Source organism: Micromonospora sp. NPDC049359, assembly GCF_044466585.1.
Lineage (GTDB): Bacteria > Actinomycetota > Actinomycetes > Mycobacteriales > Micromonosporaceae > Micromonospora.
Genome location: NZ_JBITMW010000001.1, coordinates 1,092,596 through 1,106,357, shown reverse-complemented (window position 1 = coordinate 1,106,357; position 13,762 = coordinate 1,092,596). Strand labels below are relative to the sequence as shown.

12 protein-coding genes and 1 pseudogene are annotated in these 13,762 nt (G+C 72.7%); 7 read left to right on the top strand and 6 right to left on the bottom strand.

All coding sequences use genetic code 11. From position 1 onward, the window contains the following. Nucleotides 1–10: 10 nt before the first annotated feature. Nucleotides 11–469, bottom strand: a complete 459-nt coding sequence (locus ACIBTX_RS05130) for a hypothetical protein (protein ID WP_396832064.1) — start codon at nt 467–469, stop codon at nt 11–13. Nucleotides 470–525: 56 nt separating this feature from the next. Continuing rightward, nucleotides 526–4,971 (bottom strand): HAD-IC family P-type ATPase, encoded by a 4,446-nt coding sequence (locus tag ACIBTX_RS05125; protein WP_396832063.1) that lies wholly within the window; start codon nt 4,969–4,971, stop codon nt 526–528. A 219-nt stretch (nt 4,972–5,190) separates the two neighbouring features. Between ACIBTX_RS05125 and ACIBTX_RS05120 the strand changes: the two genes are divergently transcribed. From ACIBTX_RS05120 to ACIBTX_RS05100, 5 genes are all read left to right on the top strand, one after another. Further along, nucleotides 5,191–5,451, top strand: coding sequence for a hypothetical protein (locus ACIBTX_RS05120; protein ID WP_396832062.1), 261 nt, complete (start codon nt 5,191–5,193; stop codon nt 5,449–5,451). Nucleotides 5,452–5,510: 59 nt separating this feature from the next. Beyond that, nucleotides 5,511–6,899, top strand: a complete 1,389-nt coding sequence (locus tag ACIBTX_RS05115; RefSeq protein ID WP_357392223.1) for an MFS transporter — start codon at nt 5,511–5,513, stop codon at nt 6,897–6,899. A 51-nt stretch (nt 6,900–6,950) separates the two neighbouring features. Beyond that, a complete protein-coding gene (locus ACIBTX_RS05110; protein WP_357129331.1) occupies nt 6,951–7,604 on the top strand; it encodes a GAP family protein in 654 nt (217 codons plus the stop codon). Nucleotides 7,605–7,686: 82 nt separating this feature from the next. Next, nucleotides 7,687–7,881 (top strand): hypothetical protein, encoded by a 195-nt coding sequence (locus ACIBTX_RS05105; RefSeq protein ID WP_357129333.1) that lies wholly within the window; start codon nt 7,687–7,689, stop codon nt 7,879–7,881. An 83-nt stretch (nt 7,882–7,964) separates the two neighbouring features. Then, nucleotides 7,965–8,513 carry a YbaK/EbsC family protein gene (locus ACIBTX_RS05100; protein WP_357129854.1) on the top strand — a complete coding sequence of 183 codons (549 nt, stop codon included), beginning with the start codon at nt 7,965–7,967 and terminating at the stop codon, nt 8,511–8,513. Between the two features lie 36 nt (nt 8,514–8,549). Here ACIBTX_RS05100 and ACIBTX_RS05095 read toward each other — a convergent pair. The 4 genes and pseudogenes from ACIBTX_RS05095 to ACIBTX_RS05080 form a co-directional block, all read right to left on the bottom strand. Further along, nucleotides 8,550–9,066, bottom strand: a pseudogene (locus ACIBTX_RS05095) (DsbA family oxidoreductase). Nucleotides 9,067–9,086: 20 nt separating this feature from the next. Further along, nucleotides 9,087–9,515, bottom strand: a complete 429-nt coding sequence (locus ACIBTX_RS05090) for a SufE family protein (protein WP_357129339.1) — start codon at nt 9,513–9,515, stop codon at nt 9,087–9,089. A gap of 29 nt (nt 9,516–9,544) precedes the next feature. Then, the gene (locus ACIBTX_RS05085; RefSeq protein ID WP_357129342.1) at nt 9,545–9,970 is read right to left on the bottom strand and encodes a CBS domain-containing protein; all 426 of its coding nucleotides are present in this window, start codon (nt 9,968–9,970) and stop codon (nt 9,545–9,547) included. A 56-nt stretch (nt 9,971–10,026) separates the two neighbouring features. Beyond that, nucleotides 10,027–11,796, bottom strand: coding sequence for a proline--tRNA ligase (locus ACIBTX_RS05080; RefSeq protein ID WP_396832061.1), 1,770 nt, complete (start codon nt 11,794–11,796; stop codon nt 10,027–10,029). A gap of 182 nt (nt 11,797–11,978) precedes the next feature. Between ACIBTX_RS05080 and ACIBTX_RS05075 the strand changes: the two genes are divergently transcribed. Both ACIBTX_RS05075 and ACIBTX_RS05070 read left to right on the top strand, forming a co-directional pair. Continuing rightward, the gene (locus ACIBTX_RS05075; RefSeq protein WP_357129348.1) at nt 11,979–12,509 is read left to right on the top strand and encodes a SigE family RNA polymerase sigma factor; all 531 of its coding nucleotides are present in this window, start codon (nt 11,979–11,981) and stop codon (nt 12,507–12,509) included. After that, nucleotides 12,506–13,675: a hypothetical protein gene (locus ACIBTX_RS05070; protein WP_396832060.1), complete on the top strand. Its 1,170-nt coding sequence runs from the start codon at nt 12,506–12,508 to the stop codon at nt 13,673–13,675. Before ACIBTX_RS05075 ends, ACIBTX_RS05070 begins: the two co-directional genes overlap by 4 nt. The last annotated feature ends 87 nt before the right edge of the window (nt 13,676–13,762 follow it).

Genomic DNA, 13,762 nt, shown 5'->3' with positions numbered 1-13,762 from the left:
GTCGTCCTTGTCAGGAGCGGGAGCGCCGCGCGCGCGTCAGCCGTTGGAAGCGCGGACCTGCCCGGAGCCACAGGAGCGACACCGCCAGTCCGATGGCTCCCATGGCGACGACGACCCCTCGGGACAGTTCGGTGTTGACCGGTTCCGGCATGCACCGGGACGGGGCGTAGTCGATGGTGAGTTGCTGGTGCAGCGGCGGTAGTCGCCGGTCGGGAAACGACCGTTCGTAGATGCCGCAGGTGGTGGGCCCGTCAACGGCGTCTACCCGCAGCAGCACGTAGGGGCCGTCGGCGGTCCGGGCCGGTTCCACCGCGATCACCGTCGCCGGCGTCAGCACGCCGACGGGTGGGGGCGGCTCGCGGTCGTCGGTGGCACCCAGCAGTATCAGCAGGCCGCAGGGCAGCAGCAGCGCCAGCGGAAGACTTGGCCAGGCCTTCGGACGAGTTCCGTTGGCCAGGAACGACGGCATGCCGCCAGGCTAGTCAGCGAGATCAATGATGCCCGAGCCACCGGTCAGCGCTGCCGTCAGTCGCCGTCGACGGGCTGGGCGAGGTCGGGTCGGGCTGCCGGGAGATGCGCGACCAGCCTGGTGAGCGCGCCGTTGGCGAGGGTGGCGCCGAGCGCCGATCCGGCGCCGATGGTCCAGCCCACCGGCCCGAGCGGGGTGCAGCCGAAGAACTGACTCACACCCGGCGTCTGCACCACCACGACGAGCACTCCCAGCGACGCCGCCGTGGACGCCAGCACCGCCGGGCTGGTGCCTCCGGCCAGGATGGTCTGGCCGAGTTGGGTGCCGACCAGTGAGACGAGAGCGACGGTGCCGGCCCGGCGCTGCCGCCCGGTGTACCGGGCCAACGTCCAGCCGACCGTCGCGCCCAGCGTGGTGGACGCCGCGCGTAGGCCGATCTCCCTGCTGAGGGTCTCACCGAGGGACGCGTCCGGGCCCTCCCGAAGCAGTCCGTCGGTGCGGTCCGCGGCGGGTGGCCGGACCGCGATGGCCAGCGCCGGGGCCAGGTCGGTGAGCAGGTTGACCAGCAGCAGTTGCCGGCCGGTGAGGGCCGAGCGGCCGGTCGCCGCGGCGCTGAGCACGCTGAACGCGATCTCGCCGAGGTTGCCGCCGACGAGGATGCTCAGCGCGTGCCGGACCGAGGACCACATGGCACGCCCCTCGACCAGGGTGGCGATGATGGTCTCCAAGCGGTCGTCGGTGACCACCAGGTCGGCGGCCGCTCGGGCCGCCGGTGTGCCACGTTGGCCGAGGGCGATGCCGACGTCGGCCAGCCGGATCGCCGGGGCGTCGTTGGCGCCGTCGCCGGTCATCGCCACGGTCCGCCCGCACTTCTGCAACGCCTGGATGATCCGTACCTTGTGGGTCGGGGTGCAGCGGGCCACCACGTCGGTGGTGGCGAGCCGTTCGGCGAGCGCCTCGTCGTCCAGTTGGTCGAGTTCGGCGGCCGTGACCACCCGCTGCTCGTCGTGCTCGCTGATGGTGGCCGCGATGGCCTCGGCGGTGGCCGGGTGGTCACCGGTGATCATGATGGTGTGCACGCCCGCCTGCCGGATGCGGCGGACCGCCGGGGCGGCGCTCTCCCGGACCCCGTCCGCGAGCGCCAGGAACCCCACGAAGGTCAGCCCCCGGACCTCGGAGTCGGTGATCTGCGCGGCGTCCACCTGGCACTCGGCGACAGCGAGGATCCGGTGCCCGGCGCCCGCCCGGTCGGCCAACACGCGCTGAAGTTCCGCGCGGCCGGCGTCGTCCAGCGGCTCCCGTCGGCCGTCGGTACGCCGGTTCACGCACCGTGGCAGCACCGTCTCGGGGGCGCCCTTGACGCTCAACAGCAGGCGTCCGTCGGTCTCGCCGACGGTGGCGTGGTAGCCGCGGGACGGCTCGAACGGCAGCCCGCCGACCGCGCGCCAGCCGGTCGCCCCGGTCTGCTCGACAACCTGAGCCGTGGCGGCGCCCCGCCGAACCGCCCGGTCGGTCTGCAACGCCAACTCTTCCGGATCGGCCGCCGCCGGGGTGGCCCGCAGCGCGGTGGCGAGAGTCGACCGCAGGCGGTCATCGAGCCGGTCCACCGGCGCGTACCGGTCGCCGACCCCGTCGCCGACCCCCGCGAGGAGCAACTTGCCCTCGGTGAGGGTGCCGGTCTTGTCGAAGCAGAGCACATCCACCCGGCCCAACGCCTCGATGGTGCGCGGATTGCGGACCAACGCGCCGTGCTCGGCGAGGCGTCGGGCCGCCGCCAGTTGCGCGGCGCTGACCAGGAACGGCAGCCCCTCCGGCACCGACGCCACGGCCAGGTTCGCGGCGGTCGCCGCCGTTTCGGCCAGGGGTACGCCCCGGAGCAGTCCCGCCCCGGCGACGGCGATCGCCGAACCGGCGGCCAACGGGATGGCGGCGCTGGTCAACGAGCCGAGTCGAGCCTCCACCCCGCTCGTCGGGGGCGCCTGGCGGACCAGCGCCAGACTGCGGCCGGACTCGGTGTCGGCCCCGGTCGCCACCACGACGGCGGTGCCGTGGCCGGCGGCGACGGTGGTGCCCTCGTACAGCATCGAGTGGCGGTCGGCGATGGCCGCGGCGACGACCGCCCGGTTGCTCTTGGCGACCGGCAGCGACTCGCCGGTCAGCGACGACTCGTCCGCCTCCAATCCCACCGATTCGAGCACCCGGCAGTCGGCCGGTACCGAGTCACCCGGTTCGAGGGTGATGACGTCGCCGAGCACCAGGTCCTCGGCCGCGACGACCTGCTCGGCTCCGTCCCGGCGGACCCGGGCGGTCACCGCCGAGCGCGACAGCAGCTCCGCCAGCGAACGTTCGGTGTTGCGCTCGTGCACGGCGCCGACCAGTGCCGACCCGCCGACGACGCTGCCGACCAGCGCGGCGTCGACGAGCGAGCCGAACGACGCGGACAGCACCGCCCCGGCCGCCAGCACGGGTGTGAGTGGGTTGGACAGCTCGTCCAGGAACGCCCGCAGCAGCCCACCACCGCTGGGCGTGCCGCCGCCCGTGCCGTTGTCGTCATGCCGGCGGTGCGCCTCCGCGCTGGTCAACCCGTCGGGTGTGGTGTCCAGGTGGTCCAGCACGGTCCGTACCGGCATCAGGTGCCAGGCGGTCGCCACCGGCGCCGGCGCGTCCGACCGGTCGGGTAGCCGGTGGGCCCGCCAGACCCCGTTCGCGAACGCCAGCGCGGCCGCGCCGTTGACCGCCACGAGGGCCCGATGTGGCAGTTGGGCCGGCGGCGCGGTGAACGCGCCCAGCGCACCCAGTCCGGTGCCCGCCATGGCGAGCCGGATGTTCTGCTGGGTCATCCGCCGGGCTGCCCCGGTCGCCTCGACCAACAGTGCCACCACCCGAAGGTCGGCGCCGACCAGCAGGTGCGCTCCCCACGGGGGCAACTCCTCGGCGGCCGACATGCCGAGCCCGCAGTCGGACGCGCCGAGCGCCGCCCGGTCGCCGGAGACCAGCATGACCACCGCGCCGTCGCGCTGGAGCGCGCGTACGGAGTCGGCCAACCGGTCTCCACCGGGCAGCAGCGTGTCGGCGAAGTCGTACCGCTGCTCGTCGCCCCCGGCCACGACCAGCCTCAGTCCGGCGTGCCGCGCAGCGGCGGGTAGACCGTCGACTCCGGGCGCGGGCTCCGGTTCGACCCGCAGCAGCGCGGCCAGTCGTCCCGCGTTGGTCAGCCCGAGCAACTGCCCGCCCGCCGTACGCAGCCGCTCGCCGTCCGGTACGTCGCCGCGGGCGTCCTCGGGCAGCCGGTCCAGGGGTGCGAGCCGCCAACCGTCGAACTCCCGCACGGTGGTCGGGTCGGCGGGGTCGAACAGCTCGAACGCCCGCTCCGCCACCTCGTCGACGTCCGCGTCGGCGGCCGGGGCCAGATCGGCGAGTACGCCCCGCTCCGACCCGAGCATTGCGGCGTCCAGCACCAGCGTGTCGATCCGGTCCAACTGCCGCAGCACACTGCGGTCCATCGCGATCACCCCGCGCCGGGCGAGGACTCGGCCGAGCTGCGCCGCGTACCCCTCCCGTCCGCTGCCCGGGGCCTTCGGTAGCGCGGAGAGTCCCAGCGCGGCGGCCCGTTTGGGTCCGGCGAGCGGCGTCGCCGCGGCTGCCGCCGCCGCGCCCGCGGTGAGCACCCGGTTGATGTAGCGCTCGACCGGGCCGCCCGGTTTCGGGCAGGGGCGCTCGACCGCCGGCCACCGGGCGGTGGCACGTTCCGGGTCACCGGTCAGCCGTGGCTCGGCCTCCTCCCAGGCGGCGAGCTGGGCCCGCGCCTCGCCCCACTGCACCATCCGTTGGGCGCCGTCGAGGACTATCCCCGTCCACCTGCCGGTCAGGCCCTGCACGACGGCTTCGGCCAGCGGGAAGATGACGTCGGCGCGGGGGTCGGAGCGCAGTCGTCTACCGACGAAGGCGTGCAGTTTCGGTTGCAGGTCGGCGGCGGCCAGCAGGCCGGCGACCTCACCGGGCAACGGTGTGAACGGCAGGATGCGGGTGGCCGCCGAGATGGTCAGACCCAGCGCGTCCGAGGCGAGCGCGCCGAGGGTGCGCGGCGTACGCGGCCCCTCTTCCGGCGGGTGCGGGGGTGGGATCTCCGGGTCCGGTTCGTGGTCACAGGTCCGCTCGACCCGGCTGATGGCGGCGATGAGGTCGCGCAGCCTCGGCTCGGGGGCCTGCACGGCCACCACGACCCGACCCGAGGGTGCGTTCACCCGGGCCCAGGCGACTCCGGGAAGCCGTTCCAGCGCGGCCTCGACCTGCCGGGCCAACCGGTCGCCGCCGTCCTGGCAGACACCGTGTACCTCGATGTGGTGGCGGCCCGGGCGCGACCAGACCCGGCGTCGGCTGAGGCCGGCGGTCCGGGCCAACCGGGTCGCGGCCGACCCGACGGTCCGGGACGCCTCACCGACCAGGTGCGGTACGCCGATGGACGGCAGGAGGCGGCCGGCGGCACGACCCGCCGCCGTCATCGAGGCGTACGGCCGGACGGACGCCGACCCGACTCCCCGTTGCCGATTGTTGTGCCGTCGGTCATCTCGTCCTCCCGCCGCCCTCGCGTCCGGCGGCCTGGCTTCCCGACCTGGCGTCCGTTATGCCCCTCGGCGGACCGGAACTTTGCGCGGCGGGCTGCGCATGGACGGGGTGGCCGGTGGAATCCGACGACCAGCACCGGACACGGGGAGGCCGGAATGAGCACGCTGACGCGACACCTCAACGGTTCACGCGAGAACGTCCAGATGTACAGCCGGCGGGTCGAGTTGCCCATACTGGGCGAGGTGGCCGTACCGCCACCGGGCAAGGTCGCCTACTACGCCGGGCTCGGGGTCCTGGCCGCGTTGCAGGTGATCGAGTGGCCGCTCGCCTTGGTGATCACCGCCGGGCATCTCCTCGCGGACCAGCACTTCTCGGGACTGGTACGCGGCGTCGGGGAGGCGATCCAGGAAGCCTGACGAGATCCGGGTCACGCCCCGGTTGACATGAATCCGGGTTGAGGTCGCAGGCTCGGTGCATGTCGAGCCGAACCGCCACCCTCGCCCCAGCGCCCGTCGGGCTGTTCACGTCTCGGCTGCGGGCGATGACGGTCGGCAGCGTGGCGCTGGTGTCGCTGCTCGCCTTCGAGGCGCTGGCGGTGGGCACGGCCATGCCGACCGTGGCGCGCAGTCTGGACGGCCTGGCGTTGTACGGCATCGCGTTCGGCGGCCCGTTCGCCGCCGGTGTGCTGGCGATGGTCGTCTCCGGCATCTGGTGCGACGCGCGGGGACCCCGGGGGCCGATGTGGCACGGCGTCGCCTGGTTCGTGGTGGGACTGCTGATCGCCGGTACGGCGCAGGCGATGGCGGCACTGGTGGTCGGCCGGGTGGTGCAGGGCTTCGGCTCCGGGCTGCTCTCGGTCGCGCTCTACGTCATCGTCGGGCAGGCGTACCCGGAGGAACTGCACCGGCGGATCTTCGCCGCGTTCGCGGCGGCGTGGGTCGTACCCTCGCTGGTCGGGCCGGCGCTGGCCGGGCTGATCGTCGAGTACCTGGGCTGGCGGTGGGTCTTTCTCGTGGTTCCGGCGGTGGCCGTCCCGGCGGTGCTGCTGATCCAGCCGGGCCTGCGGTCGCTCGACGCGACCGTGGCGACGCGGCCGCCGGTCGGCGCGGTCGCCCGCATCGGTTGGGCCTGCGGGGCGGGCGCGAGCGCCGCACTGTTGCACATCGGGGGGCAGCAGCGCGGCGTGGCGGCCCTGACGGTGATCGCGCTCGCCCTGGCCGGTCTGGTGATCTGCGCTCCGCGCCTGCTACCAGCCGGGTTCCTCCGGGCGGGCCGGGGGCTGCCCACCGTCGTCGGTCTGCGGGGTCTGGCGTCGGCGGCGTTCGTCGGCGCCGAGGTGGTCATCCCGTTGATGCTGTCCCGGGAGCGGGGACTGTCGCCGACCGCCGCCGGGCTGGTCCTCACCGTGGGCGCGCTGGCCTGGTCGGTGGGCTCCTGGATACAGGGCCGAATTCCGGTGCCGGCCTCCCGGGCCAGCCTGCCGCGCGTCGGCCTGTGCGCGATCACGGCCGGTACGGCGACGGTGGCGCTGGCCGTCCGACCCGAGGTGCCGGTGGCCGTCGCCGTGCTGGGCTGGGCGGTCGCCGGGCTCGGCATGGGGCTGCTCTACCCGTCGTTGTCGGTGCTCACGTTGGAGCTGTCCGCACCCGGTGAGCAGGGCCGCAACAGCTCGTCGCTGCAACTGGGCGACTCCCTCTTCGCGGCGACCGTGCTGGCGCTCACCGGCGCCGTTCTGGCTGCGGGGAGCGCGCCCGGCCCGTCGAGCTATCTGGTGACGCTCGTGGTGGCGGCTGGTCTGGCGTTGTTCGGCGCGTTGCTGGCCGGCCGGGTGGTGGTGCCGGGGAGTACCCGGCCGGGCGGGTGATCCACCGCCGATTCGGCGCATCGGTCCCGGTCGGGCGTCAGGATGGCAGCGGTGAGCTTCCTGACCGTCCTGCCGCTGGCCGTGGTGATGGTCGCCGGGACCCAACTGGTCGTGGCGATCTTCCTCGCCTCGTCCGACCGGCCCCGGGCCGCGTCGTCCGGCTTCCTCGCCGGCGCCGGACTGGTGGTGGTCGCCGGCGTGACGGTGAGCTGGTTGCTGACCCGGGTGCTGGGCGGGCTGGCGAACGACGCCAGCACGGCCGCCCGCAAGGTCGACAGTGGTCCGGCCATCGACCTGGTGGTCCTCGCGCTGCTGGTGGTCATGGCCGTGGTGATCTGGGTACGCCGCGACCGCTCCGGGCCGCCACGATGGCTGGGCAGCGTCAGTCACGCCGATCCGCGCTGGGCGGCGCGTACGGGCGCGCTGCTCTTCGTGGTGACACCCACCGACGACCTCACCATGGCCACGGTGGGCGCGACCGTGGCCCGGCACGACCTTCCGTGGTGGCACCTGGTGCCGTTCGTGCTGCTCACCGTGCTGCTGCTCGCCGTGCCGCTGCTGGCGCTGGTGCTGCTCGGGTCGAAGGCCGCGCGGGTGCTCGCCCGGATGCGGAGCTGGGCCGAGGGGCACGCGTGGATCGTCAACGAGATCGTGATCGCGTTCTTCGCGCTGCTCACGGTGTTGGACCTGGTCAAGTCGAGGTGAGGTCCCGGTGCCCCGGACACGTACGGGGGAACCGCGCGGAGATGAGAGATGCGCCGGTTCACGTTCGTCTTACGGTGACGCCATGTTCGTTGTCGTCACCACGGTGATCCTCTACGTCTTCGGTTTCGTGTTCCTCTACGGCGTGATCCGGCTGGGCGTCCGGCACGCGCTGGAGGACCTGGAGCTTCAGCGGGCCCGGGCCCGACGCGAAGAGGAGCTGGCGGCCGACCGCGACCGCTCGTTCATGCGCAACAACGCGTTCCTCGCGGGCAGTTGAGCCGCGACGTGGACGTGGCGTCGCGGGACGTCGCCGGTGTCGACGGGCGATCCGGCGGCACGGGTGCGAGGATCGCATCCGTGATGGGAACGTTGAAGACCGAACCGGCCCGTGCCCGCCTCGATCTGCTCGCCCCGCCGGTCGCGGAGGCCATCGCCCAGTGGCCCGCCGAAGCGCCGGTCGACGTCGACGACGTGCTGGTCGCGCCGATCGACGCCGACCTCGCCGACACGGCGGAGTTCTGTGCCGCGTACGAGGTGGGGTTGGACGTGTCGGCCAACTGCGTCGTGGTGGCCGGCAAGCGCGAGGGTGTGGTCCGTTACGCGGCCTGCATCGTGCTGGCGACCACGCGGGCCGACGTGAACGGGGTGGCCCGCAGGGCGCTGGACGTCCGCAAGGCGAGCTTCGCCCCGATGACCGACGCGGTCGAGTTGACCGGCATGGAGTACGGCGGCATCACCCCGATCGGGCTGCCGGCGCAGTGGCCGATCCTGGTGGACGCGCGGGTGATCGCCACCCCGCACGTGATCATCGGGTCCGGCGTACGGCACAGCAAGATCGCGCTGCCCGGACCGGCGCTGGGCGCACTGCCCGGCGCGCAGGTGGTGGAAGGCCTGGCCAGGCCGGCCTGACCAGGCATCAGCATCGATACCGTTGCACGTGAAACATCACGCCTGACCGGCAGCGGCCTCCCGCTGTTCGACCTCGGCCAGCGCGGCGAGCAGCGTGGACGTCTCCTGGGCGCCGCTTAGCGCGTACTTTCCGGCCAGCACGAACGTCGGCACGCTGGTGATGCCCAGGTCACGGGCGGCGGCCAGGTCGGCGGCGAGTTCCGCGGTCCGCTCGTCGGAGTCGAGGACGGTCGCGCTCGGTGGCATAGCCGACCAGCCGGTGCGCGTCGAAGGTGTTCGCGGCCACCGCGTGGTCGTAGTCCAGCCGGAGCCCGTCGCCCGCCGCGACCTGGACCACCCGCTCGACCATCTGCCGCGCCCGGTCGGGACCGCCGAACTTGTCGGCCAGCGCGTCGACCACCGGGAGCGGTTCGGGCACCGGCGACGGGTCGAGCTGGAACGGCCGGTAGCGGACGGTCACCTCACCGTCGTAGCGGGCAAGTGCCTCGTCCAGGCGACGCTTGCCCAGGTAGCACCACGGGCAGACCACGTCCGCGTAGATCTCGATCTCCATGATCGGTGGCAACTGCCCGCTCAGCCGAGTTGTTCCCGGACCTGCCGCTTGAGCCGGCCCAGGATCGCGGTGCCCCCGCGTACCCGCAGCGGACTGATCGCCTGGGCCAGGCCCATCCGCTGGTAGAGATCGTCCGGAACCGCCAGCACCTCCTCGGCGCTCGCGCCGGCCAGCCCCTCGGCGAGGATCCCGGCGAACGCCCGGGTGGTCGGCGCCTCCGGCGGGCAGTCGAAGAGCGTCTCGACCACCCCGTCCGGCGTCACGGTGGCGCGCAGGAAGAACGCGGTCTGGCACTCGGGCACCTGCTCCATGCCCTCGCGCGCGGTGTCGTCGTCCGGCAGCAGGGGAATGACGTCCGCGTACTCCAGCAGCATCTCCAACACCAGGTCGCGCGGCGCGGCGGCGAACTCGTCGACGATCTCGGCCAGTCGGGCCGGCATGTCAGCCATGAGTCGAGGCTACCGCTGGCGCCGACGGCTCACGTGGTCGGCGACTGTTCGCTGATCTCACTCAATGCGCTGGTCGGGTCGAGCTGCATGGCCAGGTCACCGAGCGAGACGATGCCCACCAGCTTGCGGTCGCTGTCGCAGACCAGCACCCGCCGGATACCCCGGTCCCGCATGAGCGCCGCGGCCTCCCCGGCCGTGCAGTGCTGCTCGATCATGACCACCTCGCGGGTGACGATCGAGCCGATGGTGGTCGACGCCGGAGACGCGTTCTCGGCGACCGCCCGGACCACGATGTCCCGGTCGGTGAGCATGCCGGCGAGGGTGGCGCCGTCGGTGACCACCACGTCGCCGATGTCCGCCTCCTTCATCACCCTGGCCGCCTCGTCCAGGGTGGTCTCCGCCGACAGGTACACGACCTGCTTGGTCATCACGTCGCTGACCCGGTAACCGGTCATGAGATCCTCCGAAGACGCTTCACCCGATCCGACTGCACTACCCCGTGACGCGGCGGCTACACCAGGTTCGCACGCTCGCGGCCGACCTCGTCGACGATCCGCTCCACCACGGCGTCCACCGGCAGTTCCGTCCGCCGGTCACCGGCCCGCTCGCGCAGCTCGACGTACCCGTCGCTCAGACGGCGGCCGACCACGACGGCGCGCGGGATGCCGATCAGCTCGGCGTCGGTGAACTTCACCCCGGCCGAGACGTGCGTGCGGTCGTCGACCAGCACGCGCACGCCAGCGGCGGCCAACCGCCCGCCGAGGTCCAGCGCCGCGTCGAGCTGCGGGCCCTTGCCCGCCACCACCAGGTGTACGTCGCACGGCGCGACCGCCGCCGGCCAGCGCAGCCCATGCTCGTCGTGGTGCTGTTCGGCGATGGCCGCGACCGCTCGGGAGATCCCGATGCCGTAGCAACCCATGGTGGGTCGGACCGGCTTGCCGGCCGGCCCGAGCACGTCGACGGCGAACGCGTCGGTGTACCGGCGACCGAGCTGGAAGATGTGCCCGATCTCGATGCCCCGCCGGATGGTCAGCTCGCCGTCGGCGCAGTCGGGGCAGGCGTCGCCGGCACGTACCTCGGCCGCCTCGATCGTGCCGTCGGGCGTGAAGTCCCGGCCGCAGACCACGTCGGTGGCGTGCCGACCCGGCTCGTTCGCGCCCGTCAGCCATGCCGAGCCGGTCACCACCCGGGGATCGACCAGGTAGCGGATGCCCAGCTTGGCGAGCACCTGCGGGCCGAGGTAACCGCGTACCAGCTCCGGATGGTCGGCCCACTCCTCGAAGACCGTCACCTGCGCCGGCTCCAGCGCGGCGGCGAGCCGCTTCAGGTCGACCTCCCGGTCCCCGGGCAGCCCGACCACCAGGGGTTCGGCGCGGTCCGCCCCGGGCTGACGCACGGTCAGGACGACGTTCTTCAGGGTCTCGGCGGCGGTCCAGTCGTCGCGGTCACCCAGCCGCCGGCTGTTCGCCAGCTCGACCAGGCTGGCGATCGTCGGAGTCTCCGGGGTGTCGTGCACCTGCGCCGCCGGCTTGGCGTCGAGGTCGCCCGCAGCGGGCGCGCGGGTGACGACCGCCTCGGTGTTCGCCGCGTAGTCGCAGGCGGTACAGCCGACGAAGGTGTCCTCGCCGACCGGCGTCGAGGCCAGGAACTCCTCCGACGCCGAGCCGCCCATCGCGCCGGACATCGCGTGCACCACCGTGTGGTCCAGGCCCAGCCGATCGAAGATCCGCTGGTACGCCGCCCGGTGCCGGGCGTACGCATCCCGCAGGCCCGCCTCGTCCAGGTCGAAGGAGTACGCGTCCTTCATCAGGAACTCCCGGCCGCGCAGCACACCGGCCCGGGGCCGCGCCTCGTCGCGGAACTTCGTCTGCACCTGGTAGAGCGTCACCGGGAAGTCCCGGTACGAGGTGAACACGTCCTTGACCAGCAGCGCCGCCATCTCCTCGTGGGTGGGCGCCAGCAGGTGCTCGGCGCCGCGCCGGTCGGCGAGGGTGAAGAGGAGGTCGCCATACTCCGTCCACCGGCCGCTGGTGCGGTACGGCTCGGCGGGCAGCAGCGCCGGGAAGTGCACCTCCTGGTCGCCGATCGCGTTCAGCTCTGCGCGCACCACCTCGGTGATCCGGTCCAGCACCAGCTTGCCCAGCGGCAGCCACGTGTAGCCGCCCGGCGCGGCGCGGCGGATGTACCCGGCGCGCAGCAGCAGCCGATGGCTCGGCACCTCCGCGTCGGCCGGATCCTCGCGCAGGGTCCGCAGCAACAGGGTCGACATGCGTAGCAGCATTCGCGCAGCCTAGGGCCGGGCTGATCGTCCAGGCGACCCAATTCGCCCAGCGCGCCACCGGCCGGCCAGTCTCGTCGCGGTCGTCGAAACTGACCCGTCCGGGCGGCAACCACCGTTGCCCAGGGCGACGTCTGGAGAAGCATCATGTCTCTCCCGCACCACTACCCCAAGGATCGGCACGTGTGGACCCTCTGCTGAGTGAGTTCGACTCGTTCGTCCGTACCCGTACCCCGGCGCTGTTGCGCTCGGCCTACCTGCTCACCGGCGACCAGCACCTGGCCGAGGATCTCGTCCAGTCGGCGTTGGCCCGGACCCACCGCTCCTGGAGCCGCCTGCACCACAGCGGCAACGCCGAGGCGTACACCCGCAAGACCATGTACCACCTGCAGGTGTCCTGGTGGCGCCGCCGTCGGATACCCGAGTCGATGCCGGGCGACCTGCCCGAGCCACGCGGAGGCGGCTCGACCCCCGACCACGCCCACCAGACCAGCCTGCGACTCACCCTGCGGGCGGCGCTGGCGAAGCTCTCCCCGAAACAACGTGCCGTGCTGGTGCTGCGGTTCTTCGAGGACCGCACCGAGGCGGAGGCCGCCGACCTGCTCGGTGTCACGGTCGGCACCGTGAAGAGCCAGACGGCCAAGTCCCTGGCCAGGTTGCGCGCCGTGGCACCCGAGCTCGCCGAGCAGTACGTCCTGGAAGGAAGCAACCGATGAACGACGAGCGCCTCCGGCTCGACCTGGCTGCCCTGGCCGACGAGGTCACCTCGGTTGACCTGCGGGACCGTACGCTGCGCACGTCCCGCCGGCTCGGCGTCCAGCGCGCGGTGGCCACCTCGGCCGCTGCTCTGGTGCTGATCGCGGCGGCGGCCGGCACCGCGTTCGCCATCCGGCCGGACCAGTCCCCGAACCCGCTGCCCGCGGACGGCCCGTCGGTCACCGCAGCGCCGAGGCAGTCGCCCGCCTCGACGCCGTCAGTCAGCGTCGACGCCCCCGGCAGCCCGCCGCCCAGCAGTGGGTCCGGCACGAACGCCTCGGCCGTAGAGTTCGGGAAGCTCTTCTACGGCCGCTCCTCGGGGGTCGACGCCAGGAACGCGAATCTACGGTCCTGGCGCCCGGGGGACAGTGTGGTGCGACTGGCGGCTCTGCCGGACCCCGCGGCGTCGATCCGCGCGAACATCTCGCCGAACGGGCACCGGGTTGCCTGGGTGCAGCTCGACGCCGACGGCAACACCAACCTCTACACGGCCAACGTCGACGGCTCAGACCGGCAGCAGATGCGCAAGGAGGTCGAGCAGACCTGCGTCAACCCGGTCTGGTCGCCGGATGGGCGGTACCTGCTGTTCCGCGAGTGGGATCCGACGGTTGGGCCTGGCCGGGTTGGGGTGCTGGACACGCAGTCACCCAAGAAGACCGTGCGCTGGTGGGCCAACAAGAACACGGGATGTGGTGCTCGTTGGTCGTCTGACGGCGAGGTCATCGCGATGATCAACACCGATGGTGGTGTGACCCTCTTCGACAGCAGCGGCAACCGGAAGCGGGACATGCCGGGGCTGGGCCCGACGGGCACCTGGCGAAACGGGGACGTCACCAGCCTCTCGCCGAATGGCGATCGCGTCGCCCTGTACCAACCCGACCCCGGCAGCGAGTACGGGAACGTCGGCGTGGTGCGCGATACCCGAACGGGCGAGGAGATCCGACTGCCACTCGAGGGCCGAAAGTCGCGGCAGGTGTTCTTCCGCACTGACGGTTCGATGGTCGTGCGGGTCCAGTCCGGCAGCGGGTACGCCGTGCTGTTGGTGGACGAGAACGGCAAGAAGATCGCCGAGACCGCCGAACCGGCCAGCCTGAAGGACATTCGGATCCTCGCCGTCGTGAACTGACGACGGGCGGGAAAGGGCGGGTCATCCTCGGGTGGCCCGCCCTTTTGAGGTCCGCGTGACGGTCGTCGTCACGGCGTTGATCACGGC